Raw genomic sequence first — 24,428 nt, 5'->3', positions numbered from 1 at the left:
TGTTTCACCGGCCCGGCGGTCACGGTGGGCCCGAACCGCTCCGGCCACGACCAGGGCTACGGGGCAGCCGCCGATCGGCGCGTCGAGCCGGATCCTGCCCCGCTCGACCTGCTGCATGACGGCGGTGGCGGTGAAGGTCTTGGTGATGCTGCCGACGCGCTGGCGCATCTCGGGCGTGACGGGGCGGCCGGTCGTGACGTCGGCGACGCCGGAGGCGCCGCGCCATGCCCGGCCGTCGTCGCGTACCTCGGCGTACACCCCCGGTATCCCGGCGCGGTGGACGCCGTCCAGGGCGGATTCCAGCTCCGCCGGGTCGAGGCCGGCCGGCGGGCTCGCGCCGCCGGCCGGCACGGCCGACGCCCCGCTGAGTGCGGTCGTCGTCCCGGTGGGCGCGGGCGACGCCCCGGTGGTGGTCGGGGACGCGGCGGCCACCGTGCCGGCGCACACGCTCAGCGCGGCCACGCTCGCGCACCACATCAGTCGGATCCTCATGGCGTCCGTCCTTTCCTGATCGAGGAGTTCATGCGGCCAGAGCGCGGCGCAGAGCGGCGCCGAGTTCGAGGTTCTGCCGCTGCGACACGGCGGCGGAGAGGATCGCCTGCGATCCGTGGAAGGTGCCGGGCCACTGGTGGAGCTCGACCGGCACGCCCGCCCGCAGCAGGCGCAGCGCGTACTCGACGCCCTCGTCACGGTTGGGGTCGAACTCCGCGGTGGAGATGTGGGTGCCGGTGCGGCGGCGGCCCGTTCGGCGAAGTTCTTGCGCGCCGTGACGGGGTCGTTCATGTCGGCCTGGGGGAGGAACGGGATGAATGCTTCGAGTTCGGGGTCCATGACGGCCATCCTCACGGCCGCCGCCCCGGGGTTCATCCGCCGTCCGTCGCGTATCCCGCCCCGATCGCGCACCGCCCGCCGCGCCCCCGCCCTTCTATCCTTCTGCCGTGGAGGCACTGGCCGTACGGCTGTCGGGACTGGATCCGCACCTGGACGGCGCGATGCGCATCGTCGGGTTCTACGACACGCTGATGCGCCGTCGGGTGGATCTCCCGGCGCTCGCCCGGGCCTCGGCGGGCCTGGCCGAGTGCGTGGCCGGACTGGGGTTGCACGGTACGGGGCGGGTGATCCGGGTCGGGCCCGACGGCAGACCGGCGTCCGGTCCGCCGGCGTCCGCGTCCACCGCGGCGCCGGTCACGCTCGACGGGGAGGAGATCGGCACGGTGTGGCTGGAACGCCCCGGCTCGCCGGACGCGCTCGACGACGTGCTCCTCGACCGGCTCGCCATCGCCGCCGCGGCGGTCGCCGAGCGGCACGGCCCGGCCCGGCCCGGCCCTCACCACCATGGCCGACCCCGCTCTCGTCGAACTGGCGATCAGCTCCGACAGCGACGAGGCGGCCAGGGCCCGGGCGCTGCGGCTGCTGGGCTTCTCCCCCGACCTGCCGGTCCGTGTCGTCGCCGTGCGCTCGCGGCTCCCGCTCGACGAGGTCGGGGGTCTGGTCTGCCGGGCCCGCCCGGTCAAGGCGGCGGCGCTCGCCGACGTGGGCGTCATCCTGGCGACCGCCGTCGACCCGGCGGGGTTTCCGCCGGCCGTACGCGCGGGCATCGGCGCCGCCTGCGGCCCCGACGACTCCTGGCGGCAGGCCCGCACCGCGCTCCGCTTCACCGGCCCGCGCGAACTCGTCGTCCGTTAGGAGGACCTGGGCGCGCTGGCGCTCCTGGCCGATGTGCCGCCGGAGGTCTCGCGGGGCAACGCCGACGTGGTCGCGGTCGCCCGCGTGGCCGGCAGTCCGAAGGATCTGAGGACGCTGGACGCGTACTGCGTCACCGGTTCCCTGCGGCACGCGGCGGATCTTCTCCACCTGCACCACAGCAGTGTCGCCCGCCGCATCGAGCAGATCGCGAAGACCCTGGGCATCGAACTCACCCGGCCCGCCGGACTGACCCGGGCCAGACTCGCCCTCACCGCGTGGCGGCTGCTCGACGACTGAGCGGGACCCGCCTCCGGCCTCGTCGGCCGGCAGCGGCCGTCACTCCCCCGCGTCGCCGTCCGCCGCTCCGGCTCCGGCGGCGGTGCGCTGCCTGCGGGCCGACATCCAGGCGTACACGAGCACGCCGGCGAAGAGGAACAGGACGCCCTGGTAGACGGCCGCGTAGCCGGAGCCCGCGACCAGCCAGAGGGAGAAGCCGAAGGCGGCGAGGGTGAGGACGGTGTCGCGGACGAGCCGGGGGCGGTGGACCCGGTCGGCCTGTCCGGAGAGCAGGAAGTAGAGCTGGGCGGCGGAGGACAGCAGGTAGGGGACGGTGGCGGTGAAGGTGGTGACGAGGACGAGGATCTCGAAGACGCCCTCGGTGCCGGCCGTGTAGTTGTAGACGGTGAGCAGGGAGGCGAGGGCGACGGTGACGAGGACGCCGGCCGTGGGGACGCCTCGCCGCTTGCGGGCGAAGACCTTCGGGAAGAGGCCGTCGCGGGCCGCGGCGTACGGGGTCTGGGCGCTGAGCAGGGTCCAGCCGTTGAGGGCGCCGACCATGGAGACGAGGGCCATGCAGGCGACGGCGGTGCCGCCCCAGGAGCCGCCGAACATGAGGTCGACGGAGTCCGTGAAGGGGGCGCTGGAGGCGACGAGCCGCTCGTGCGGGACCGTGCCGAAGACGGACACGGTGGTGAGCAGGTAGAGGAGGGCGGCGGCGAGGGTGCCGAGGACGGTGGCGCGGCCGACGTTGCGGCGCGGGTCGCGGACCTCGCCGGCGCTGACGGCGGCCGACTCGACACCGAGGTAGCTGAAGAGCAGGATCGCGGCGGAGGCGGAGACGGCGCCGAGGGCGCTCTCGTCACCGGCCCGGAAGGGGCCGAGGTTGGCGCTGTCGAAGAAGAAGAGCCCGCCGACGGCGACGAGCAGCAGCGGCACGAACTTGAGCACGGTGGCCACGAGCTGGACCATGCCCGCGCAGCGGGTTCCGGCGAGGTTGGCGAGGGCCGGCAGCCACTGGAGGAGGAGCGCGGCGGCGATGGTGGCGGCCAGGGAGCCGTGGACGGGGATCAGGACGTCGAGGTAGCCGACGGCGGCGACGGCGAGGGCCGCGTTGGAGACCCAGGTGGTGATCCAGTACGACCATGCCGTCAGGAATCCGGCGAAGTCGCCGAAGGCCTCGCGGGCGTAGACGTAGGGTCCGCCGGTCGTGGGGTGGCGGTGAGCGAGACGGCCGAAGACCAGGGCGAGGGCGATCGCGCCGAGGGTGAGGACGCCGAAGGCGACCAGGCTGATGGTGCCGAAGGGGGCGACGGAGGCGGGCAGGAGGAAGATTCCGCCGCCGATGATGTTGCCCATGACCAGGGCGGTCGCGATGGGGAGCCCGAAGCGGCGGGAGTGCCGCTCGGCCGGCGGGGTGTCGGTCCGGGGTCCGCGCTGTGGAGTTGTGGTGGCCGTGCTCATGGGGTGGTGCGCCTTCCGTCGTACAAATCCGGACCATCGTCCGGTAACGACGAACAGGCGTCCAAATCAGGGGTTTTTATCCTGCACGACAGGGCGATCAACCGGAAGAAGTGATTCCGATTCGTCCGTGGGCAGGGAAATCTCCAGCGCCGACGGTGCCGACGGTGCCGACGGCGACGACAGCGGCACCTGCGGACCCGAGCACTCCCGCAGCCAGCGCCGCAGCACCCGGTGCACCCGCTCCGCGCCGACCAGCTCCTCCCCCTCGCCGACCGGCGGCGACAGCTCGGGAGGCGACAGGAGGAAGGGGTGCGACTGCTCGCCGCCGAGCCCGCCGTGCGAACCGATCTGCTCCTCGAAGGCGTGCACGGTGCCGGTCGCCGGGTCGTACATCGAGTTGACCATGATGTCCGCGACGTGCGGGAAACCGTCCGTGCGCCGTACCGCCTCCGCCGCGCCCGGCCCGAACACCGCCAGCGGTCCCCCGTCGTCCAGCTCCGCGACGGGCACCTCCACCCCGCCCCTGGCGAGCACCACCGAGCCGTGCTCGGCGCTCGCCACCAGGACGAAGCCGACGCCCGGATGGTTCGCGAGGGTACGGAGCAGCGCCGGGTGACGCCGGTCGATCTCCTCCCGGGTCATCCGGTGCGGTACGTCGGGGAAGGAGACGAGACCGAGATTCCCCGACGCGAGGACGAGGGGCTCGGACGGCCTGGCGGGCAGCTCCTTCGCCGTCTCGCCGGTCTCGTCCACCGGCCGGTGCAGCGCGAGCCGCAGCGCGTCCCTGGCCGCGTCCCGCGCCTCCGAACCGCTGCGGGTGCGCCGTACGCGACGCGGCACCGGGAGCCCGCACCCGGCCCGGACGAGGTCCTTCAGCGTCAGCCCGTACGCCCCCTCGAAGGTCTCGCCGGGGCTCTGCCCGTGGTCGGAGAGCAGCACGATCCGGTACGGACGCGGGGCGTGCTCGGCGACGGTGGCGATGAGCGCGATCGAGCGGTCGAGGCGCCGCAGGACCTGGTCGGTGTCCCGGCCGTGCGGGCCCGAGTGGTGCGCCACCTCGTCGTAGGCGACGAGGTCGGCGTAGACGGCGGTCCGCCCGGCGAGCATGTCGCCCATCACGGCGGAGACCACCACGTCCCGCTCGACGACCGTCGCGAAGGCGCGGACGAAGGGGTACGTGCCGCCGCGCGAGACCCTCGGGGTCTGGCGGCGCAGCCGCGCCCGGGTCGACTGCCCCACCTCGCGGAGACACTCGGCTGCGAGCGACCCCGCGGTACGGACGGCGTTCGCCGGGTCGGAGAAGTACGCGAAGTAGCCGGCCCGTGAGCGGTTGCGCGGGCCGCGCCGGGCGGCCACCGACAGGACGAGGGCGACCTGGTCGGCGCCGCCGCTGAAGAGGTTGCCCCGGGAGGCGCCGTCGACGGTCAGGAGCCCGCCGTGCCCGGTGCGGCGCACGGCCCGGCGCTGGAGTTCCACGGCGCTCGCCGGACGGTTCGACACCATGAGCCAGCCGGTGTCCTTCTCGTACCAGCGGAAGGCGGGCACGTCCTCGTTGGAGCCGTGCAGGATGCCGAGCTGGCTCGCGCCGGTCTGGCTCGACCAGTCGGTGCGCCAGGGGGTGAGCCGGTGGCCGGCGTCCAGCCAGCCCGCGACGGTCGGCATCAGGCCGTCGGCGACCGCGCCGCGCAGTACGTGGTGGCCGACGCCGTCCAGCTGGAGGAAGACCGTACCGGGGGCCTGCTCGGGGGCGTCCTCGGGCCGGCGCGGCCGGGTGCGGCCGGTGAGCCGGTAGAGGCGGCGGCGGTAGGCGTCGTCGTCGCGGACGGCGAGGGCGGTGGAGGTCGCGGAGGCGACGGCGGACATGACGGCGGCGACCACGACGGCCGTCTCGGGGTCGGCGACGCCACGCCCGTCGGGGATCAGCCAGAGTGCGACGAGCAGCAGCGAACCGTTGAGGAAGAACACCAGCAGGCCGAGGACGAGGGCCGGGACGAGCAGCAGGGCCCGCACGATCAGCGGCCACACGAGCACGCCCAGCAGACCGAAGGCGCCGGCCGCGGCCGCGGCGGTGAGCGCGGTCCTCGTGAAGGTGTCGCCGTCGGCGGACTGGAGCTGGAAGTCCGGGAGCAGTCCGGCGAGGACCAGCAGGGTGAGCGTGGACACCGCCCAGACCACGGCCATCCGCCCCGCCGCACGGCCCGCGGACCGCCAGCGGTCGGCGCCACCCCATCGCCTGTCACCCACGCCCGCTTCGCCTTTCGCCCGTTTCCTGCCCCAAGCGTGGCACAACGCCCACGATCGGCGCGGGAAACGGGTGACGACGGGTGACGGGAAGAAGCCCGGATGTGTCAGGTCGGGCGCCGGGCGTGCGCCGGAGCTCGGGTACGGGGAGTGCGCCGGAGCTCGGGTCGGCTCGGGTACGAGGAGTGCGCCGGAGCTCGCGTCAGGAGGTGCGCGGGGCCCGCGTCCGGTCAGGCGTCGGACCTGCGCAGGAGTCGGTGTCAGGTCGGGCGCGGGTCAGCAGCCGTCGTAGCCGGCCGTCGGCATCGAGAGCCGCCGGTGCACCCCCGCCTTGGCCGCCGCGTCGTACGCCGGCTCCTCGGGGCCGACGGTCTCCAGCCGTACCCCGCGCCGCGCGCACTCGGCGCGGAAGCCGGGCACGGACGTCAACGCGCGCGCGAGGACCCGCTCGTTGGCCGCGACGAAGAGGTCGACCACCCCCGCCTCCACGTCCACCCACAGCGCCGCGTGATCGGGCCGGATGCCGTAGAAGAGCAGCTGGCGGGCGACCACGTACCCCCGGTCGTCCGCCCAGCGGGCGCACCGCGCGTGCTGCTCGCGCGTGTCGACAAGGAAGGGGTCGCTGTCCAGCTCTTCGAGCGGGGTGAGGCTGGCGATCGCCGCCACCCGAACGTCGTCCATGGCCAGACCCTACTGCGGGACGGGACGGCCGAACATCCTCCGGCGGCCGCTCCGGACATTTACCCTCGTCAAGGAGATAGGGAACGGCCACGGACATCTGACCGGGGGCCGCGACCCGCGAGAACGGAAGGCGGCATGCCGGTGGAGGTCACCTGGTGGGGCCACGCGACCTGCACGGTCGAGGACTCCGGGGTCCGCTTCCTCACCGATCCGCTGTTCACGCGGCGGCTCGCGCACCTGCGACGCCGGCGCGGCGCCCTGCCGCCGCCCGGGGCCGCGCTCGCCGAGGCCGTCCTCGTCTCGCACCTGCACGCCGACCACCTGCACCTGCCCTCGCTCGCCCGGCTCGCGCCCGGGACGCTGGTCGTGGTGCCGCGCGGCGCCCCCGACGCCGTACCGGGGCTGCGCAGGCTCGCGGGGAACGGGGTGCGGCTGACCGAGGTGGGTCCCGGCGACACGGTGACGGTGGAGGGTGTGACGGTGCGGGCCGTCCCGGCGCTCCACGACGGACGGCGGCTGCCGGTCGGACCGCATCGCGCTCCCGCGCTCGGGTACGTCGTGGAGGGCGAGGCGCGGACGTACTTCGCCGGGGACACCGGCCTGTTCGACGGGATGGCGGAGGCGGTGGGGCCGGTGGACGTGGCGCTGCTGCCGGTCGGTGGCTGGGGCCCGTACCTCGGGCACGGCCACCTCGACGCGGGCCGCGCGGCGGAGGCGCTCGCCGCGCTGTCGCCCGCCGCGGCGGTCCCGGTCCACTTCGGTACGTACTGGCCGATCGGGCTCGACGGGGTCCGGCCGCACGAGTTCCACGCACCGGGCGACGAGTTCGTACGGCACGCCGCACGGCTCGCGCCGAAGGTCGCGGTCCATCTGCTCGGCCACGGCGAAAGGGTACGGCCGGAGGTCGCCCGGTGATGGACGGGCTCACCCGGCTCGCGGAGGCGGTGCGGGAGCTGCCGCCGGAGTCGACCCAGCAGGCGGTCGGTTACCCCTCGCTGTTCCTGCTCGTGGCGCTCGGCGCGCTGGTGCCGGTGGTGCCGACGGGCGCGATCGTCAGCTCGGCCGCGGTGGTCGCCTTCCACCAGAGCTCGCCGACGGCGCTGCTCTTCGTCTTCCTCGTGGCGGCATTCGCCGCGTGCCTCGGCGACACGGCCCTCTACTGGCTGGGGCAGCGCGGGGTCCGTTCGCGCAACGGCTCGCGGTGGCTCGCGGCGCTGCGGGGCCGGGTGACCCCGGACCGCCTTGCCGACGCCCGGGCACGGCTCGACACCCACCAGGTGTCGGTCCTGGTGCTGTCCCGGCTCGTGCCGGCGGGGCGGATCCCGGTGATGCTGGCGTGTCTGCTCGCCCAGATGCCGCTGCGGCGCTTCGTGCGGGGCGACATCCCGGCCTGTCTGGCGTGGGCGGCGACATACCAGCTGATCGGCATCCTGGGCGGTTCGCTCTTCCCAAAGCCCTGGCAGGGCGTGGTCGCGGCGGTGGGCCTGACGGTGCTGGTCAGCGCGGTCCCGGCGCTGTGGCGGCGGGTCCGGGGACGCCGGGAGCCCGGCCCGAGCCGGAAGGCGGGCCCCGGGGTGCCTTCAGGGCGCGAGCACCCGTGAGCCGCCGACCGGCAGGTCCCACAGGTCCTCCCGGCGCAGCCCGGCCCGCTCCCAGGCGGTCCTGACCCGGCCGAGGGGTTCGAGCACGGGCTCGGAGGACAGGACGAAGGTGGCCCAGTGCATCGGTGCCATCCGCCGCGCCCCGAGGTCCTGGTGGGCGCGGACCGCCTCCTCCGGGTCGGTGTGGACGTCGCTGAGCCACCAGCGGGGGTCGTAGGCCCCGATGGGGAGCAGCGCCAGGTCGATGCCGGGGTAGCGGCGGCCGATCTCGGCGAACCAGTGGCCGTAGCCGGTGTCCCCGGCGAAGTGGATTCGGCGCCCTGAGCGGTCCGTGAGCACCCAGCCGCCCCACAGGGAGCGGCAGGTGTCCAGGAGGGTGCGCTTGGACCAGTGGTGGGCGGGCACGAAGTCGAAGCGCACGCCGTCGAGTTCGGCCGCCTCCCACCAGTCGAGTTCGGTCACCCTGCTGAACCGGCGTCGGGTGAACCAGCGGCCGAGGCCGGCCGGGACGAAGACCGGGGTGTGCCGGGGCAGCCGTCTCAGGGTGGGGGCGTCGAGGTGGTCGAAGTGGTTGTGGCTGATGACGACGGCGTCGACGTCCGGCAGGTCCTCCCAGCGGACCCCGACGGGGGTGAGCCGGGCGGGGGTGCCGAAGATGCGGCGGGACCAGACGGGGTCGGTGAGGACGGTGAGTCCGCCCATCCGCAGCACCCAGCTGGCGTGTCCCGCCCAGGTGACGGCGAGGGTTTCGGGTCCCGCGGGGGGCAGCGGGCCCGGCTCGAAGGGCAGCAGGGGGACGTCGCGGAGCCCCTCGGGGCGGGGGCGTACGGCTCCCTCGCGGGCGAGGCGGGCCAGGGCCCGCAGGCCGGGGAGGGGCGCGGTGAGCCGGTCGGCGAAGGTGCGGGGCCAGTCCGCGCGGAGCCGCCCGACGGGCTGGAGCACGGGGGTGGGGACGGGGGCGGTCGCGGGGACGGCCTCGGGAGCGGTGGCGGGGGCGCGTGCGGCGCGCGCGCTGTCTGCCGTCCGTTCGGTCATCTGCGGGCTCCGTTCTGCGCGGCTCGTGGGCGTGGACGTGGGTGGGGGCGCCGTCCGTGGTGGCGGCGGTACGGCGCACCGCGGGTCGGGCGGCGGCGGAGGCGGTCCGGGGGCAGTGTCATCGGAGTTCCTCCAGAGCCCCTCCGAACTCCTCCAACGCGCGTACCACGTGCGGCAGTTCCACCGGGTCGCGGGCCCGGAGCGTCTCGTCCCGCTCCTCCTCGGTGGCGCCCAGGAACATGCCGGTGCCGAACCGGACGCGCAGCGCGCCGAGTTCGTCGCCGAAGCGGTGGCCGCCGGTCGCCGGGGCGCCGAGGCGCGCGGTGAGATGGCTCTCCAGCTCCAGGGAGTCGGTGACGCCCCGGGCGGCGAGGCCGGCCCGCAGCGGTCCGAGGTCGGCGTAGAGGTGGCGGCCTGCCTGCGGTGGCCTGGCGAGGACCCCGGCGGCGAGGACGGTGCGGTGCGCGGCCCCGGCGAGGCGGCCGTGGACGGTGGCCGCGCGCCGGGCCCGTACGGTCACGTCCTCGGGTTCGTCGAGGGCGTGGGCGGCGGCGGGGGCCACGGGGCCGGGGACGACGGCCCCGAGGGCGGTGAGCACGTCGAGGACGCGGGCCCTGCGGTCGGTCCAGCGGTCGGCGCGGGAGGGGTCGGTGGGCGGGAACCGGGCGACGGCGCAGGGCCAGGCGGCCGGGGTGAGGGCGCCGCCGAGGTCGCTGACGACGGTCACGTCGTCGGGGCACATCTCGGCGGGGCTGAGGAGCACGGTGTCGTGGGGGTGGTGGAGGGTGTCGCGCCAGGTCTCGTCGCTGATGACGTGCAGGCCTTCGGCGACGGCGGCCTCGCAGGCCTCACGGACGAGTTCGGGCGGGGCGACGGTGGCGGTGGGGTCGTCGGCGACGGAGAGCAGCAGGAGGCGGGGGCTGCCGCCCTCCGCGCGGACCCGCCGGACCGTCTCCAGGAGGGCGTACGGGTCGGGGACGCCGCCGCACTCGGCGGAGGTCGGCACGTGGTAGGCGGGGCGGCCGAGGAGGCGGGCCTGCGGGGTCCACCAGGCGGGGCAGGGCCGGGGCAGCAGCAGGTCGCCGCCGTGGGCGGCGATCAGGGCGAGCAGCAGGGCGGCGGCGCCGGGAGCGGCGACGACGTCCTCGGGGTGGGTGCGCAGGCCGCGGCGCCACCAGTAGCCGGCGGCGGCCTCGCGCAGGACGGGGCCGCCGCCGGGCGGCTCGGGGCTGGTCCGTCCGGCGGCGGCCGCGAGGAGTCCGGCGAGCCCCGGCAGGACGGGCAGGCCGGTGTCGGGGGCGGGAGGGCCGTAGCGCACCGGGCCGCGGCCTTCCGGAGCCGTCTGCCGCATGTCCCGAACCTCCTGAGCGCACGGGGGCGCCGGCACGGCACCCCCGTGCCCTTTATACGAAGTTTCGGGCGTTTCCGCCGCTCCAGGCGTCACTTCGGGCGACGGGTGCGGCGCCACGGGGGCCGCAGGACGGCAGGACGGCAGGACGGTCAGACGACGGTGACGGGATGGCGGACGACCGCGTCGAAGAGGTAGCCCTGGGTGTTGTGGACGGACCGCTCGGGCTGGGTGTTGCCGGCGGCGTCGGTGGTACGGGAGAGCAGGGTGACGGGCCCGGTGGCCTGCGGGCGCCACGGCACGCTCCAGCGGACCCAGCCGTCGCGCCGGGGCTCGTCGAGGAGCCGGGCCGGGCGCCAGTGGGCGCCGCCGTCGGTGGACACCTCCACCTTCCGCACCGGCGCCAGGGCGGACCAGGCGCGGCCGGTGAGCCGGTGGAGCCGGCCCGCCTCCAGGGTGGCGCCGAAGGGCAGCTGGTAACCGGACTTGAGGGTCTGGCGGCTGATCGGGGCGCTGCCGCCTTCGGGGTGGGCGGTGCCGAAGAGCCGGTACCAGTCGGTGGACCAGGGCGAGGCGAGCGGCCGGGTGGAGACCTCGATGTCGCCGAGCCACTTGATCGAGGCGATGCCCACCCAGGAGGGCACGACGAGCCGGACCGGATGACCGTGGTCGTACGGGAGGGGCTCGCCGTTCATCTCGTACGCGAGGATCACGTCGTCCAGCGCCTTGGCGACCGGCAGCGGGCGGCGCACCCGGCCGAGGTCGACGCCGCCGGAGACGTACGGGTCGTCGAGGCCGCGCGGCTGGAGGTCGACGGCGTCCTGGGCGATCCCGGCGAGCCGGAGGACGTCGGAGAGGCGTGCGCCGCGCCAGCGGGCGGCTCCTACGGCGCCCAGGGTCCATGCGGTGCCCGTGACCGGTTCGCCCTGCTGGCTCGCGTAGAGGCTGCGGCCGTTTCCGGCGCACTCCATCAGGGCCGTACGGGTGACGGAGGGCAGGTCGCGGAGCTGCCCGTAGGTGAAGTGGACGGGGCTGCGGCCGTGAAGTCCGTCGCCCCAGAGGGTCAGGCGCCAGTCGGCGGCGTCGAGGACGGGGGTGGAGGTGTGGTTGCGGACGAAGAAGCGGTCGGCTGGGGTGAGGAGGCCGGTGTCCGCGAAGCCGTCGAACCGCGCCTCGGCGTTGGTACCCCGGACGGTGAAGTGCTCGGCCGGGAGGGCCTTGACGATGCCCGGGGCGGCGAGGGAGCCGGTACCGGCGGGCGCGGCGTACGCGGGCGCGGCGGAGGCGAGCGCGGTGGCCGCGGGGCCCGCCGCGAGCAGCTTGAGCAGGGTGCGGCGGTCGGGCGCGGGCGGGTTCGGCACGGGACTCCTATGCAGGTGGGAGGCGGGCCACCGGGCGGCGGCGCGCCCACCCTAGAGGCGTGGACGCGGTCGGGGCGGCCTGTTCACGGGGCTGTCACAGAAGGGTTCGTCAGGTCCGTTCCCGCCCACCGCCGCCGACGGGTGGACCGGAACGGGGAGGCGCCGGACGCTCCCTCTCGTCGACAATGCGGCATGTCGATACGTGAAGCACTTCCCGAGGACGCGGCAGCCGTCGCCGCCGTGCACGTCCTGTCCTGGCGGGCCGCCTACCGCGACCTGCTCCCCGCCGCCTACCTGGAAGCCCTGGACGCGGCGGAGCGCACCGCCGTGTGGCGCACCCGCCTGACGGCCCCGGACCGGCCCTCGGTCCTGGTGGCGACGGGTTCGGGCGGGGAGGTGCTCGCCTTCTCCTGCTTCCGGGCGTGGCGGGGCGAGGACCTGGACCCCCGGACGACGGGCGAGCTGGCGGCGCTCTACGCCCTGCCGGAGGCGTGGGGCACGGGCGTCGGGCGGGCGCTGCTCTCGGCATCCACGGAGGCGCTCACGGCGGCCGGGTTCCGTACGGCGGCGCTGTGGGTGCTGGCGGGGAACGCGCGGGGGCGCCGGTTCTACGAGGCGGCGGGCTGGCGGCCGGACGGCGAGGTCGTACGGGAGGAGACGGGAGGCCGCGCGCTCGACGAACTCCGCTACCGGCGCGCCCTGTTGACCTGAGTTGCTGTCCACATGACAAGACACAGGTCTCATCATGCGACATGCGTGCGTACGGTGGTGGCACGCACCCGCACCGAGGGAGTCGCTTCCATGACGCATGCCCCCGTCCCGTCCGCGCACGACGCGGCCCACGACACCGCCGTCTACACCCACGGCCACCACGAGTCGGTCCTGCGCTCGCACAGCTGGCGGACCGCCGCCAACTCGGCGGCCTATCTGCTGCCCGCACTGCACGCCGGTCTCGACGTCCTGGACGTGGGCTGCGGGCCCGGCACCATCACCGCCGATCTGGCCGCGCTGGTCGCGCCGGGCCGGGTGACCGGCGTGGACGCGGCCGAGGGCGTCCTCGCCAAGGCCCGCACCGTCGCGGCCGAACGCGGTCTGGCGAACGTCGCGTTCGCCGTCGCCGACGTGCACGCCCTGGACTTCCCCGACGACTCCTTCGACGTCGTCCACGCCCATCAGGTGCTCCAGCACGTCGGCGACCCGGTACGGGCGCTGCGCGAGATGCGGCGGGTGTGCCGCCCCGGCGGGGTCGTCGCGGCCCGCGACAGCGACTACGGGGCCTTCGCCTGGTTCCCCGAACCACCCGCGCTCGACGGGTGGCTGGACCTGTACCACCGGGTGGCCCGCGCCAACGGCGGCGAACCGGACGCCGGACGACGCCTGTTCTCGTGGGCCCGGCAGGCCGGCTTCACCGACATCACGACGACCGCCGCCACCTGGTGCTTCGCCACCCCGGAGGAGCGGGCCTGGTGGAGCGGCCTGTGGGCGGACCGTACGACCGACTCCGGCTACGCCGACCTGGCCGTCGCCGGCGGCCACGCCACCGGCGCCGAACTGACGTCGATCGCGGAGGCGTGGCGGGAGTGGGGCGGCCGGGAGGACGCCTGGTTCATGGTCCCGCACGGCGAGATCCTGTGCCGCGTGTCCTGACGGGCGGGACCGCCGCTCAGTAGAGGTCGGGGTGCATGCCGTTGCAGTCCGGGTCCTGACGAGGACAGCTCGGATGGGGCGTGCGGTCCGGCTCCGGCGGCGGGGGCGGCTCCCCGAGGTCCGGTGCGGGCGGCGGCATCGCGAAGGCGTCGCAGAGGCAGGCGTCGCAGGCACCCGCGAACCGGGGCACGCCGTGACGGAAACGCGGATGTCCGCACCGGCACTCCTGCGTCGCCCATGCCCCCATCTCCGCCCCCGCCCCCTCGCGGTCCACCGCCCTTTCCAGGGTAGCGACCCGACCGCCCCTCCCGGCCCGGTCTCAGCTCGGCCTCATCCTGAACTCGTAGGCGTACGGCAGGGGTTCGTCGGTCAGACGGGCCCAGACCTCGCCCAGGATCTCGGCGCCCTCACGCAGGTCCGCGACCTCGAATCCGGTGTCGAAGACGGAGCGGGCCTCGTCCTTCCTGCCCTCGGCGAGCAGCAGCCCCGCTTCGAGGAGCCGGAAGGCCCCGGTCCGCAGGGCCCGCTCGGGCAGCCGTCCCCACAGGGACCGGGCCTGGTCCGGCCGCCCGGCGGCCAGCAGGGCCTCGACCACTTCACGGCCGAGGGCTGCCGCGCACTCCCCGTGCGCCGGGTCGCCTACCGGCCGGGACGGCGAGGGCGACGCGTGGTCGGTGAAGGCCTCGGTGAACCGCTCGGCCGCCCGGTCCGGATGGCCGTCCTCACGGTCCGCGACGGCCAGGCAGTACAGCAGGGGCCAGCGCACGCCCGCCTCCTTCAGGCCGCGTTCCCAGCTCCGTACCGCCTGGGCCCGGTCACCGGCGTGCCACTGGGCGATGCCGAGGTGGTACTCGGTGGACGGATCGGCGGGGGCGGTCTCCAGCATGTCCCGCCAGGGCGCGGAGACCAGCGGCGCGCCCGGCGCGGCGCCCGGCGCCGGGGGCGGCAGGACGCCGGTGTGGAGCAGCTCCCGCCAGGGCTCCTGCTCGGGGCCGAGCGTCGACTCGGGGAACGGCGTGCCCGGCAACTCGTAGCGGCCGCGGAGCACTTCCAGGGCTCCCCAGCCGGACCCCGGGGCGAGGACCTCCCGCGGTGCCGCGTCGGCCGCGTCCTCGCGCCAGGCCGTGTACGCCGCGTCGACCGCGGCCCGGGGCAGGGCGTCGGCCAGGCTCCGTTCGGCGTCGGCTCGGGCGGCGGCCCAGTCCTCGCCGAGCACCGCGGCGGGATCGGCGGCGAGCGGCCCGTACGCCTCCAGCCAGCTGAGCTCCGCTCCGCCCGCGAGCTCCAGGTGCTCCAGCTGGGTGCGGGCCGGCCCGGCCTGGATCTCGGCGTAGCCGGGGGTGCCCGGCTCCGTCAGCCACTCCTGCCAGCGCCGGCCGCCGCGCTCGGTGCCCCACAGGAAGAGTTTGCGTCCGCGCAGCGGGTCGGTGGAGGTCTGGACGAGCCCGGTGCCGTCCCTGTCGAGGGCGGCGATCCAGCGGCGCTGCCCAGCGGGCAGGTCGTAGAACCAGTCGGCGGCGTGCGTGCCGTTCAGCGGGTACGAGCGGTCGGTGCCGTCCTCGGTGACGGGGACGGGCAGCCTGCGCAGGCCGCGCTCGTAGCCGTGGTGCCAGGCCGCGTCGGCGGGCGCGAGGATCCGGCGGTCCTCGGGGACCGCGGTGTTGGACCACCAGTAGACGGGGGCGGCGCGCTCGTGGGGATTGCGGATCCGGACCCCGGCGTACAGGAAGTCGGAGCCGTCCGGGAGCCACAGGTCGACCTGGAAGGGCAGGTCGCGCAGCCGTTCCCACTCCCAGAGGCGGAGCATCGGGCCGCCGTCGGGCGCGCGGACGACGGCGGCGTGGAGGGGCGAGCAGGACAGGGCGGAGTGACCGGTGGCCCCGATGTTCCACTCGATGCCGCCGGAGAACCAGGCACCGTTGAGCGCGAAGGCGGCGGGCTGGAACACCGGGTTGCGGTAGAGGAGTTCGCGCCCGGTGGGCTTGTGGTGGAGGGAGTGGATCCGGCCGCCGAGGCCGGGCAGGACCGTCGCGCGGAGCCGGTCGTTCTCGATCACGATCGTGTCGAGGTCCGTGGGGGTGCGCTCACGGCCGTAGCCGTCACGCACCGGGACGGGCAGCAGGCTGCGCAGCGGCGCCCGCCCGATGCCGCGGGCCATGTCGCGCGGGAGTTCCGCGAGGGTCCGCGCGTCGACCGCGTGGGCCCCGGCACCGGCGGGGGCCCGCAGTGCGGGCAGAGGGTTGTCCGGGCCCAACGGGGCGGCGGGCAGCGTCAGTACGGCACGTCGTACGGTCGTCATCGCCCCATCGAACACGCAGGAGGCCGTCCTGACCAGGGGCTCTCCGCGGCGAGGACGGCCCGTGGCGGCCCGGATACTCCCGGCGGCGGGGGCCTCGCGACCGTAGTGCGGACGGTCGGCGCGGCCACGGGCACAAGGCGCTGCGGTCGACCGTCACCGACCTCGACACGATGAAGATCAACTACAAGCGCTGAGCCGCGACGGCTGGAAGCCCCGTTTCGGGGGCCCGGCCAGGGTGCCGGTCAGGGCGCGGTGATCGCCCAGCGCTCGTGGTCGCGCCAGGCCCCGTCGATGAACAGCATCGCGGGCGAGAACCCCTCCAGGCGGAAGCCCGCGCGCAGGACGAGCGCGCGGGACGCGAGGTTGCCCGGCTGGATGTTCGCCTCCAGGCGGTGCAGGTCCAGGGGCCCGAAGGCGTACGCGATCACCGCCCCGAGGGCCTCGGTGAACAGGCCGCGCCCGGCCGCGTGCGCGAAGGCGCCGTAGCCGAGCGCGCCGCTGCGGAAGGCGCCGCGGACGATGTTGTTGATGTTGACGAATCCGGCGATCGCGCCGTCCGCCTCGCGGTCGCACACCAGGTAGCCGGCGCGCGCCGGATCCCCCGTCAGGGTGGCCGCGTAGGTCCGGTACGCCTCCGTCGTGCACGGCGGGAAGAGCCAGGGCCGGTGGAGCTCCCGGCTCTCCCGGGCGCGTGCGGTGAACTCCTCGGCGTCGTCGAGAGAGAAGGCGCGCAGGCCCACGCGGGGGCCCACGGCGAGGTACCGGCCTGAGTCTTCGGACATCCCGCCAGGTTATGCCGTGCGCCGGAGCGTGGCCCGGCCCGGGGCCGCGGCCGAAGCCGTGTCCGAGGCCGAGGCTGTGTCCGAGGCGATGTCCGGGGGTCTGCCCCTCAGCGGCGCGCCGTCCGGACCCGGGGCGGGCAGGTCTCGCCCTTCCGTACGACTCCGATCATGACGGTGGTCCGGCGGTCGAGGTCCGTGCCCGCCGCCGGGTACTGCGTGCAGACCTCCCACCTCGGCGGCCAGAGCACCCGCCGGTCCCGCCCGCTGACGTCGTGGACGTCCAGCCGGGTGCGGCGGTCGAGGCGGATGAAGACCTGCCACAGCCCCCGGCCCAGGAAGTCGGGCACGGGACGCGTTTGGGCCCCGTCGTCGGCCGCGGCGCTCTCCTCGGTGGAGGTGACGGCGACGGCGGCGAGCGCGAGGACGGCGCCCGCGCCCACGACGGCCCGCCGCCTCACTTCCGCCTCCGGGCGGCGACGTGGAAGCCGCAGGCCGCGCCGAGGATCGCGGTCGCGGGGAGCGCCAGGTAGAGCGGCATGGGGACCTCGGGGATCAGGACGCGGATCTTGACGTCGCCGGCGTTCTCGAAGATGAAGATCAGGGTGACGGCCGCGAGCACGGCCGGCCCGACGCGGCCCGGGGTGAGGGACGCGGTGAACCCGGATCTCCCCCCGCTTCCCCCGCCCGATGCCCGTGACGTGTCCTTGGGACTCATGCCCGGCCCTCTCCTCCGTCGTGGTGCCGTCGGTCGTACCCGGCCACCGCCGTGGGACCAGAATGGGGCGGGCGGGCCTTCTCCGTGACGGCGAGCGCATCCGTACGGGTGACTTGTCAGACAACGCGGGCGGCTACGGTGGGTGCCGGACATCGGCGGGAACGAGACGAGGAGCGGCCGTGGCGGTCAGCGGACAGCGGCGGCGACCGGTCGTGGCGCTCTACGAGCGCATCGCGGACGCCGTCCACGACGGCACCTATCCGCCGGGCTCGACGCTCCCCTCGGAGCCGAAGCTCGCCGCCGAGCTCGGCGTGAGCCGGCCGGCCCTGCGCGAGGCGCTGCTGCTGCTCCAGGAGGACGGTCTGCTCTCCGTACGGCGCGGGGTGGGGCGCACCGTCAACGACCGCCCGCCGCGGCGCGGTTTCGAGCACGTGCAGCCGCTGGAGGAGCTGATCGGAGCGGGGACGCCGCTGCGGGTGCGGGCGCTGCTGCGGACGGTCGAGGAGCCCACGGACTTCACGACGCAGCACCTGCTCGCTCCCGCCCGCGCCGAGCTGCGGTTCTGGGAGTCCGTGCTGGCGGGGGAGGGTGCGGCGGCGGCGCTGAGCCATGAGTGGGCGGCGGCCGACGAGCTGCTCGACCGGGTACATCCGGAGTTCGCGCAGGCCCTGCGGACGGCGGAGACGGATGCCCGGGCGCCGGCCGGGGGCGCCGGGCACGGCCCCGCGGTCTCCATGCTCGCGGTCCTCCTCGGGGCCTCGCGCGAGACGGCTCTGAGCGCGCACAGCGGGATCACGGCGACGCTGCTCGGGCGGCGGCGCGGCGAGCAGCTGGGGCGCGCCGCGGACACCCCCGCCGTCCTGGTCACCCAAGTCGTCCGGGTCGGCGAGGTACCGGTCCTGGCGGCCAAGCACATGCTCCCGACGGGCGCTCCCGCCCTGCCGGTGCTCCAGTCCCACTGAGCCTCGCCCGTCGGCACGGGACCGCCCCGGGGCCGGGGCCCCGCCCCGCCCGGACACCCGCACAGGGCCGCACCCGCGCCCGCCCGGACACCCGCACAGGGCCGCACCCGCGCCCGCCCGGACACCGGCGCGGGGCCGCACCCCGGCCCCTCCGGACACCCCCGCGAGGCCGGTCCCGGCACCCGCGTAAGGCCCGTCACAGCGCCCCCCGCCCCCGTGGCGTACACTTCCCCGCCATGCACTTGTCTGACAACCCTGCCACGCCTGTCGCCGCCACCGTCTCCGAGTGGATCCGCCGGGCCCCCAAGGCCGTCCTGCACGACCACCTCGACGGCGGACTGCGTCCCGCGACCATCGTCGAGCTGGCGCGGGAGTGCGGCTACACCGCGCTGCCGACCGAGGACCCGGCCGCGCTCGCGGTCTGGTTCCGGGACGCCGCCGACTCCGGCTCCCTCGAGCGCTACCTGGAGACCTTCGCCCACACCTGCGCGGTCATGCAGACCCGCGAGGCGCTCACGCGCATCGCGGCCGAGTGCGCGGAGGACCTGGCGGCGGACGGTGTCGTCTACGCGGAGATCCGTTACGCCCCCGAGCAGCACCTGGAGGGCGGGCTGACCCTCGACGAGGTCGTCGTGGCGGTCAACGACGGCTTCCGTGAGGGCGAGCTCCGCTCCGGCGGCCGGATCACCGTCCGCACCCTCCTCACCGGCATGCGCCACACGGACCGCTCGCTCGAGATAGCGGAGCTGACGGTCGCGCACCGGGACAACGGCGTGGCCGGCTTCGACATCGCGGGCGGCGAGATCGGCAACCCGCCCGCCCGGCACCTCCCCGCCTTCCAGCACCTGAAGCGGGAGAACTGCCACTTCACGATCCACGCGGGCGAGGCCGTCGGCGCCGAGTCGATCCACGAGGCCGTGCAGGTCTGCGGCACCGAGCGGATCGGCCACGGCGTGCGGATCACGGACGACATCGCCGAGGACGGCACCCTGGGCCGGCTGGCCTCGTACGTCCGGGACAACCGCATCGCCCTGGAGGTCTGCCCGACCTCCAACCTCCAGACCGGCGCGGCGAAGGACTACGACTCGCACCCGATCGACGAGCTGCGCCGCCTCGGCTTCCGGATCACGCTCAACACGGACAACCGGCTGGTCTCCGGCACCACCATGAGCGAGGAGTTCCAGCACATGGTGGACGCCTTCGGGTACGGCCCCGAGGTCTTCGAGGAGTTCACGGTCGCCGCCCTGGAGGCCGCCTTCCTGCCGCTGCCGGAGCGGCAGCGGCTGATCGACGAGGTCGTCCGCCCCGGGTACGCGGCGCTCTAGGAGCCGCCCCGCGGGTCGGGCGTCAGCCCACCCGCCCCTGCACCAGGGGCAGTTCGAGCGTCCCCGTGTCCTCGGGGGCGCTGACGACGGTCACCGGCTTGACGCCCCGGTTGCCGGAGTAGGCCGTGTCGCTCGCCGCGATCACCAGCTCCAGCCGGTGGCCGGTCTCGTAGCGGTGGACGACGGCGGGCAGCTCTACGGTGAACGGGCGGGTGACGTCCGGCACCCGCACAGGGGCGACCAGGCGGTTGACCAGGGTCTTGGTGCCGTCGGGCGCGATGTCGTAGAGCTTGGCGAAGAGCACGAGCTTGTCGGAGGCGTCGCCGGAGTCCTGGACCCGCTCGGTCGCCGGGGAGAGCACCTTCAGGGTGGCCTTCGGCGCGCCGACCAGGTCGACGGGCGCGGTGAGCGGCGCGCTGGTCCAGGCGAGGTGGGTGCCGGGGGTGTCGTACGGCGCGCGGTCGGCGAGGCCGATCATGCCGGCGAGCGAGGACTCGGAGTGGCTCGTCGGAAACAGCCAGTTGCTGTACCAGCGGGAACCCCTGGCCACCTTCGTACGGTTGTCGACGAGCTTACCGTCGCCGGAGAGGTACAGCCGCTGACTGAGGGCCGGGACCCCGGACGCCGTGCCGTAGTCGCCCTGCCAGTCGCGGAACCAGGCGAAGGCGGGGCCGGTGTCCGCGGTCGTGTCCTTCCGCAGGTGGCGGTCGAACCAGCCGAGGACGCGCCGGCCGACGTAGCTGCCCTCCAGATCGCCCTTGGTGAAGTCGAGTTCGCCGGGCCGCTGTCCCCCGCTGTGGCCCCAGGACTGCCAGATCATCCCGGTGTCGACGCCGCGCTCGCGCAGCCGGTCGTAGGTGGCCCGTGCCTCGTTGAGGGTGAAGAGGGTGTCGGCCTGGCCCTGGACGAGGAGCGTGGGGGCGGTGATCCGGTCCACGTACGAGACCGGGGAGACGCTCCGGGCGTAGGCGAGCATCTTCTCGGTCTCGGCCTTCGGGTAGCGGCCCGAGTTGAGGAGCCGCACGGTGTCGCAGGCGTCGCTGACGAAGTGCAGACAGCCGAGGGAGTTGATCCGGCTGGGGTCGAGGGAGGGGACGAGCAGCGGCTGCCCCTCGCCCATCAGGTAGAAGCCGTTGGCCCACTGCCATTTGAAGACGCCGGGTGTGGCGCGGTCCGCGGCGTTGGGGGCGAGGGAGTACGCGAGGTCGTTCCAGGTGATCAGGGGGACGAGGGCGTCGATCCGCCGGTCGACCGAGGCGGCGGCGAGCTGCACGGCCCCTCCGTAGGAGCCGCCGATCATGCCGACGCGGGGGTCGTCCGCGCCGTCCCGGGTGACGAAGTCGACGCGGGTTCCGTCGTCGGCGGCCAGGCCGCCGGCGAGGAAGTCGACGAGCCGGGCGGCGACGCGGCCGTCGATCTCCGGGTCGTCGAGGGAGATCAGGCAGCCGGTCCTGCCGAAGCCGAGGCCGGAGTAGACGAGACCGACGTAGCCGCGGGCGGCGAAGGCCTTGCCGATGGCGTCGGTGGAGCCGTCGCTCTTGCTGCCGCCGAAGCCGTTGGTGGCGAGGACGGCGGGTGCGGGACGGGCGGCGTCCACGCCCGTCGGCCGGTAGAGGTCGGCGTCGACGGCACAACTCCGGCCGTCCGCCTGCACGGTGAACCGGAGCGGGGTGACGGTGTACGTTCCGGTCGCGCTGTCCGTGCCCGCTCCGGTCGCGGGCGAGGAGAGGGCCGGAGGGGCGGCGAGGGCCGGGGGTGCGGCCAGAGCCAGGGGCGCGGCGAGCGCGGCCGCACCGGCCACGAGCGCGAGGGGCTTGCGGGGGCGGGGCACGGCACGGGACACAGGGACCTCCACGCTGAGGACGACGCCGAAGGCCGGGTACCTACCGAGTGGTAGGTACCCGGGCAGCGCCCATGCTGTGACACGTGTCAGAGCCCGTCAATCCGCCGAACGAAGGTTGTTGACGGAGATTCAGTGAAGACCGCGCGCCCCCGGAGAGGCCCGCTGCTCGGTTCAGCGGAGGGCCGGTACGTCGAGCGTGAGCGTGCCCTCCTCCGCGTCGAGCGTCCCCCGCACCCCGAGCGGCACGGTCAGCGCCGTCATGCTGTGCCCGAAGCCCATCTCCTCCACGACCGGCACGCCGAGCCCGCCGAGCCGGTCGAGGAGGACCGCCCGCACCTCCTCGTACGGGCCGCACTCCTCCCACGAGCCCAGGGCGACGCCCGTGACGCCGTCCAGCCAGCCGGAGCGCAGCAGTTGGGTGAGGACGCGGTCGAGCCGGTACGGCTCCTCCCCCACGTCCTCCAGGAGCAGCAGCCCGCCGCGCGCCGACGGCCGGCCGTGCGGCGTGCCGAGGTCGGCGGCGAGGAGGCTGGCGCAGCCGCCGAGCGTGACGCCCCGGGCCCGGCCCGGCACCAGGGCCCGTGCCGTCCCGAGCCCGAGCGTCCGCACCGACTCGGGCTCGAAGAGGGTGGCCCGCAGCGACTCCTGGGTGCGCGGGTCCGACAGGAACGTGCCCGCGGCGACCATCGGACCGTGCAGGGTGGCGAACCCGGTGCGGACGGCGAAGGCCTCGTGCAGGGCGGTGACGTCGCTGTACCCGACGAACGCCTTGGGCCCGGCCTCCCCGATGGCCCTCCAGTCGACGAGGTCGACCATGCGCTGCGCCCCGAATCCCCCGCGCGCGCAGATGACGGCGGACACCGAGGGGTCGCACCAGGCTTCCGTGAGGTCCCGGGCGCGTGCCCGGTCGGCGCCCGCGAGGTGGTCGAGGGTGGGGTGGGTGTCCAGGACGTGCGGGGCGACCACGGGATCGAGGCCCCAGCCGCCCAGGATGTCGAGGCCCGCCTTGAGACGTTCCTCCGGGACGGGCCCGCTGGGTGCGACGACGGCGACGCGGGCGCCCGGCCGGAGCCGGTCGGGCCGGGTGAGCGCACCGACCGGCGGTCGGCTCCCAATCTCTCGGTCGGCGGTGGCGGGAGGGGTGCCGGGCGTGGTCATGTGCGGTACTCCAGGGCGGGGACGTCGGTCCGGCCGATGCCGAAGACGTGGGCGTACAGGGAGAGTTCGGCCTCCAGGGCGCGCACCATGGTGTCGGCCCTGCGGAAGCCGTGGCCCTCTCCCTCGAAGGCGAGGTAGGCGTGCGGGACGCCGCGGCCGGCCGTGCGGGCGAGGAACCGCTCGGCCTGCGCGGGCGGGCAGATGACGTCGTCGAGCCCCTGAAGCAGCAGGAAGGGGGTGGTGACCCGGTCGACGTGCTCGATCGGCGAGCGCTCCTTGTAGCGGGCGGGCACCTGGCCGACGGGTCCGATCAGGTTGTACAGGTACTGGGACTCGAAGTCGTGGGTCTCGTCGGTCGCCCAGCCGCGGAGGTCGAGGATGGGGTAGATGATCGTGCCGCACGCGTAGACGTCGGTGGCGACGAGGGAGGCGGCGGTCGTCCAGCCGCCCGCGCTGCCGCCGCGGACGGCGAGGCGTGCAGGGTCGGCGGTGCCCTCGGCGGCGAGTGCCCGGGCGACGGCCGCGCAGTCCTCGACGTCGACGACGCCCCACTGCTCGCGCAGCCGCTCCCGGTACTCCCGGCCGTAGCCGGTCGAGCCGCCGTAGTTGACCTCGGCGACCCCGATGCCCCGTGAGGTGAAGTACGTGATCTCCAGGTCGAGGACGAGCGGCGCGTGTCCGGTGGGACCCCCGTGGGCCCAGATGACGTACGGCGGCAGTTCGTCCTCGGGTCCGGCGAACTCCGGGTGGTGCGGCGGGTAGACCTGTGCGTGGATCTCCCGGCCGCCGGGTCCGGTGAAGGTGCGGACGCGGGGCTCGGGATAGTGGGCGGGGTCGACGGCGTCGCGGTGCGCGGCGCCGACCACGCGGGTCCGGCCGGTGCGGGTGTCGAGTTCGACGAGTTCGTACGCGCTCCCCGGTCCCGCGGCGAGGCCGACCACCCGGGTGCCGTGCGCGGCGAGCGTCGAGGCCCACTCGGTCCAGGGTCCGTGGGCGTCGACGAGTGCGCCGCGCTCGGGGTCGAGGATGCCGAGGGCGGTGGTGCCCTTGCCGTGGACGACGGCGATCAGCCCGTTGTCGAGGGGCGTGAACCAGGTGAGTCCGATCTTCCAGAGCGGTCCGCCGAACTCCTCGGCGCGGGGGCAGAGCGCGACCGGTTCGGCCACCCCGCCGGCCGCGTCGACCTCCGCGCGGTAGAGGTTCCACCAGCCGGTGCGGTCGCTGACGAGGAGCAGGCGTCCCGCCCCGTCCCAGTCGACCTGCGGGATCGACTCGGCGGGCCCGCCGGCGACGGTCCTGGCATCGTGGAAGGTCCCGTCGGGCCCGACCCCGGCGAGCATGACCTCGGTGCCGTCCCAGGGCATCCGGGGGTGGTCCCAGGCGATCCAGACCACCTGGCGCCCGTCCGGGGAGAGCCGGGGCCCGGTCACGAACCGGTGCCTCCCGTCGGACAGTTCGCGCACCGCCGCGCGGTCGTCGGCGGCCGATCCGTCCAGGGGCACGGCGACGATCACCCGGCGCACGTCGGTGGGGGCGGGTCCGGTGAACTCCTCCAGGACGCACCACACCTCGCCCCGGTCGGGGCGGATCACGGGGTCGGCCCAGCGCAGTCCGCCGCCGACCGCGGAGACGGGGGTGAGGGGCCTCGGCTCCGCGCCGGGAACGGCGTCGGGCTCGTAGGCGTACAGCCGCTGGTCCGCGAAGTGGCAGAACACGGCGAGCGGTCCGCCCGCCGGGCGTGCGACCGCCGCCCAGGGCCGGCCGCCGTACTCGATCACCCGGCTCCGAACGTTCCACGGGGCGGGCAGCACGCCCTCCTCGGTGCCGTCCGCGCGCCGCCTGACGAGGGCGCGCCTGCCGCCCTCCGCGGGGCGGGGCGCGGTCCACCACAGTTCGTCGCCGACGGCGCCGAGGTACTCGGGCCGCCCGTCGTGCGCGGCGGCGAGCGCCGCGTCGACGGGTGACGGCCAGCTTCCGTAGGCGGCCGTGCTCTTCATGGGACTT

At 75.1% G+C, this 24,428-nt stretch carries 23 protein-coding genes and 1 pseudogene; 8 read left to right on the top strand and 16 right to left on the bottom strand.

The genetic code is table 11. The annotated features are described in order from the left end of the window. Nucleotides 1-69 precede the first annotated feature (69 nt). Nucleotides 70-351: pseudogene (locus ACIA8N_RS11410) on the bottom strand (serine hydrolase domain-containing protein); the annotation flags it as partial. Nucleotides 352-520: 169 nt separating this feature from the next. After that, nucleotides 521-718, bottom strand: a complete 198-nt coding sequence (locus ACIA8N_RS11405) for an alpha/beta hydrolase fold domain-containing protein (RefSeq protein ID WP_399416411.1) — start codon at nucleotides 716-718, stop codon at nucleotides 521-523. A 617-nt stretch (nucleotides 719-1,335) separates the two neighbouring features. Here ACIA8N_RS11405 and ACIA8N_RS11400 point away from each other — a divergent pair. Next, entirely contained in the window at nucleotides 1,336-1,686 is a 351-nt protein-coding gene (locus tag ACIA8N_RS11400) for a hypothetical protein (protein ID WP_365780090.1), read from the top strand. 33 nt (nucleotides 1,687-1,719) lie between these two features. Next, nucleotides 1,720-1,983 carry a helix-turn-helix domain-containing protein gene (locus ACIA8N_RS11395; RefSeq protein WP_365780089.1) on the top strand — a complete coding sequence of 88 codons (264 nt, stop codon included), beginning with the start codon at nucleotides 1,720-1,722 and terminating at the stop codon, nucleotides 1,981-1,983. A 39-nt stretch (nucleotides 1,984-2,022) separates the two neighbouring features. On the opposite strand, the gene ACIA8N_RS11390 is transcribed toward ACIA8N_RS11395, so the two are convergent. The 3 genes from ACIA8N_RS11390 to ACIA8N_RS11380 form a co-directional block, all read right to left on the bottom strand. Beyond that, a complete protein-coding gene (locus tag ACIA8N_RS11390) occupies nucleotides 2,023-3,426 on the bottom strand; it encodes an amino acid permease (protein WP_365780088.1) in 1,404 nt (467 codons plus the stop codon). Nucleotides 3,427-3,492: 66 nt separating this feature from the next. After that, a complete protein-coding gene (locus ACIA8N_RS11385; RefSeq protein WP_365780137.1) occupies nucleotides 3,493-5,607 on the bottom strand; it encodes a phage holin family protein in 2,115 nt (704 codons plus the stop codon). Between the two features lie 336 nt (nucleotides 5,608-5,943). Next, nucleotides 5,944-6,348 (bottom strand): hypothetical protein, encoded by a 405-nt coding sequence (locus ACIA8N_RS11380; RefSeq protein WP_365780087.1) that lies wholly within the window; start codon nucleotides 6,346-6,348, stop codon nucleotides 5,944-5,946. Nucleotides 6,349-6,483: 135 nt separating this feature from the next. On the opposite strand from ACIA8N_RS11380, the gene ACIA8N_RS11375 reads away from it, so the two are divergent. Then, on the top strand, nucleotides 6,484-7,263 hold the full coding sequence (locus tag ACIA8N_RS11375) for an MBL fold metallo-hydrolase (RefSeq protein ID WP_365780086.1): 780 nt from the start codon (nucleotides 6,484-6,486) through the stop codon (nucleotides 7,261-7,263). Next, nucleotides 7,263-7,949 (top strand): VTT domain-containing protein, encoded by a 687-nt coding sequence (locus tag ACIA8N_RS11370; RefSeq protein WP_365780085.1) that lies wholly within the window; start codon nucleotides 7,263-7,265, stop codon nucleotides 7,947-7,949. The genes ACIA8N_RS11375 and ACIA8N_RS11370 overlap by 1 nt, the downstream gene beginning before the upstream one ends. Here ACIA8N_RS11370 and ACIA8N_RS11365 read toward each other — a convergent pair. From ACIA8N_RS11365 to ACIA8N_RS11355, 3 genes are all read right to left on the bottom strand, one after another. Next, nucleotides 7,929-8,984: an MBL fold metallo-hydrolase gene (locus ACIA8N_RS11365; RefSeq protein ID WP_365780084.1), complete on the bottom strand. Its 1,056-nt coding sequence runs from the start codon at nucleotides 8,982-8,984 to the stop codon at nucleotides 7,929-7,931. The genes ACIA8N_RS11370 and ACIA8N_RS11365 overlap by 21 nt on opposite strands. A gap of 118 nt (nucleotides 8,985-9,102) precedes the next feature. Next, nucleotides 9,103-10,335 (bottom strand): aminotransferase class I/II-fold pyridoxal phosphate-dependent enzyme, encoded by a 1,233-nt coding sequence (locus ACIA8N_RS11360; RefSeq protein ID WP_365780083.1) that lies wholly within the window; start codon nucleotides 10,333-10,335, stop codon nucleotides 9,103-9,105. Between the two features lie 149 nt (nucleotides 10,336-10,484). Next, nucleotides 10,485-11,693 (bottom strand): sulfite oxidase, encoded by a 1,209-nt coding sequence (locus tag ACIA8N_RS11355; protein WP_365780082.1) that lies wholly within the window; start codon nucleotides 11,691-11,693, stop codon nucleotides 10,485-10,487. A 192-nt stretch (nucleotides 11,694-11,885) separates the two neighbouring features. On the opposite strand from ACIA8N_RS11355, the gene ACIA8N_RS11350 reads away from it, so the two are divergent. Next, the gene (locus ACIA8N_RS11350) at nucleotides 11,886-12,404 is read left to right on the top strand and encodes a GNAT family N-acetyltransferase (RefSeq protein WP_365780081.1); all 519 of its coding nucleotides are present in this window, start codon (nucleotides 11,886-11,888) and stop codon (nucleotides 12,402-12,404) included. 90 nt (nucleotides 12,405-12,494) lie between these two features. Then, the gene (locus ACIA8N_RS11345; RefSeq protein ID WP_365780080.1) at nucleotides 12,495-13,340 is read left to right on the top strand and encodes a methyltransferase domain-containing protein; all 846 of its coding nucleotides are present in this window, start codon (nucleotides 12,495-12,497) and stop codon (nucleotides 13,338-13,340) included. Between the two features lie 16 nt (nucleotides 13,341-13,356). Here ACIA8N_RS11345 and ACIA8N_RS11340 read toward each other — a convergent pair whose 3' ends face one another. From ACIA8N_RS11340 to ACIA8N_RS11320, 5 genes are all read right to left on the bottom strand, one after another. Further along, nucleotides 13,357-13,530, bottom strand: a complete 174-nt coding sequence (locus ACIA8N_RS11340) for a hypothetical protein (RefSeq protein ID WP_365780079.1) — start codon at nucleotides 13,528-13,530, stop codon at nucleotides 13,357-13,359. Between the two features lie 129 nt (nucleotides 13,531-13,659). After that, on the bottom strand, nucleotides 13,660-15,639 hold the full coding sequence (locus ACIA8N_RS11335; protein WP_365780078.1) for a DUF5107 domain-containing protein: 1,980 nt from the start codon (nucleotides 15,637-15,639) through the stop codon (nucleotides 13,660-13,662). Between the two features lie 242 nt (nucleotides 15,640-15,881). Then, nucleotides 15,882-16,421 (bottom strand): GNAT family protein, encoded by a 540-nt coding sequence (locus tag ACIA8N_RS11330; protein ID WP_365780077.1) that lies wholly within the window; start codon nucleotides 16,419-16,421, stop codon nucleotides 15,882-15,884. Nucleotides 16,422-16,528: 107 nt separating this feature from the next. Next, nucleotides 16,529-16,879: a hypothetical protein gene (locus tag ACIA8N_RS11325; protein WP_365780076.1), complete on the bottom strand. Its 351-nt coding sequence runs from the start codon at nucleotides 16,877-16,879 to the stop codon at nucleotides 16,529-16,531. After that, nucleotides 16,876-17,136, bottom strand: a complete 261-nt coding sequence (locus ACIA8N_RS11320) for a DUF1049 domain-containing protein (protein WP_365780075.1) — start codon at nucleotides 17,134-17,136, stop codon at nucleotides 16,876-16,878. The genes ACIA8N_RS11325 and ACIA8N_RS11320 overlap by 4 nt, the downstream gene beginning before the upstream one ends. 179 nt (nucleotides 17,137-17,315) lie before the next feature. Here ACIA8N_RS11320 and ACIA8N_RS11315 point away from each other — a divergent pair, with 179 nt between their 5' ends. Both ACIA8N_RS11315 and ACIA8N_RS11310 read left to right on the top strand, forming a co-directional pair. After that, nucleotides 17,316-18,098 carry a GntR family transcriptional regulator gene (locus tag ACIA8N_RS11315; RefSeq protein WP_365780074.1) on the top strand — a complete coding sequence of 261 codons (783 nt, stop codon included), beginning with the start codon at nucleotides 17,316-17,318 and terminating at the stop codon, nucleotides 18,096-18,098. A gap of 236 nt (nucleotides 18,099-18,334) precedes the next feature. Next, on the top strand, nucleotides 18,335-19,423 hold the full coding sequence (locus tag ACIA8N_RS11310; protein ID WP_365780073.1) for an adenosine deaminase: 1,089 nt from the start codon (nucleotides 18,335-18,337) through the stop codon (nucleotides 19,421-19,423). Between the two features lie 22 nt (nucleotides 19,424-19,445). On the opposite strand, the gene ACIA8N_RS11305 is transcribed toward ACIA8N_RS11310, so the two are convergent. From ACIA8N_RS11305 to ACIA8N_RS11295, 3 genes are all read right to left on the bottom strand, one after another. Next, entirely contained in the window at nucleotides 19,446-21,266 is a 1,821-nt protein-coding gene (locus ACIA8N_RS11305; RefSeq protein WP_365780072.1) for a CocE/NonD family hydrolase, read from the bottom strand. A 171-nt stretch (nucleotides 21,267-21,437) separates the two neighbouring features. Beyond that, nucleotides 21,438-22,424 (bottom strand): LD-carboxypeptidase, encoded by a 987-nt coding sequence (locus ACIA8N_RS11300; RefSeq protein ID WP_365780071.1) that lies wholly within the window; start codon nucleotides 22,422-22,424, stop codon nucleotides 21,438-21,440. Next, nucleotides 22,421-24,421 (bottom strand): prolyl oligopeptidase family serine peptidase, encoded by a 2,001-nt coding sequence (locus tag ACIA8N_RS11295; protein WP_365780070.1) that lies wholly within the window; start codon nucleotides 24,419-24,421, stop codon nucleotides 22,421-22,423. Before ACIA8N_RS11295 ends, ACIA8N_RS11300 begins: the two co-directional genes overlap by 4 nt. Between the last annotated feature and the right edge of the window lie 7 nt (nucleotides 24,422-24,428).

The sequence above is a fragment of the Streptomyces sp. NPDC051822 genome (assembly GCF_044452745.1).
Classification (GTDB): Bacteria; Actinomycetota; Actinomycetes; order Streptomycetales; family Streptomycetaceae; genus Streptomyces.
This window is presented reverse-complemented; position numbering and strand designations above follow the sequence as displayed.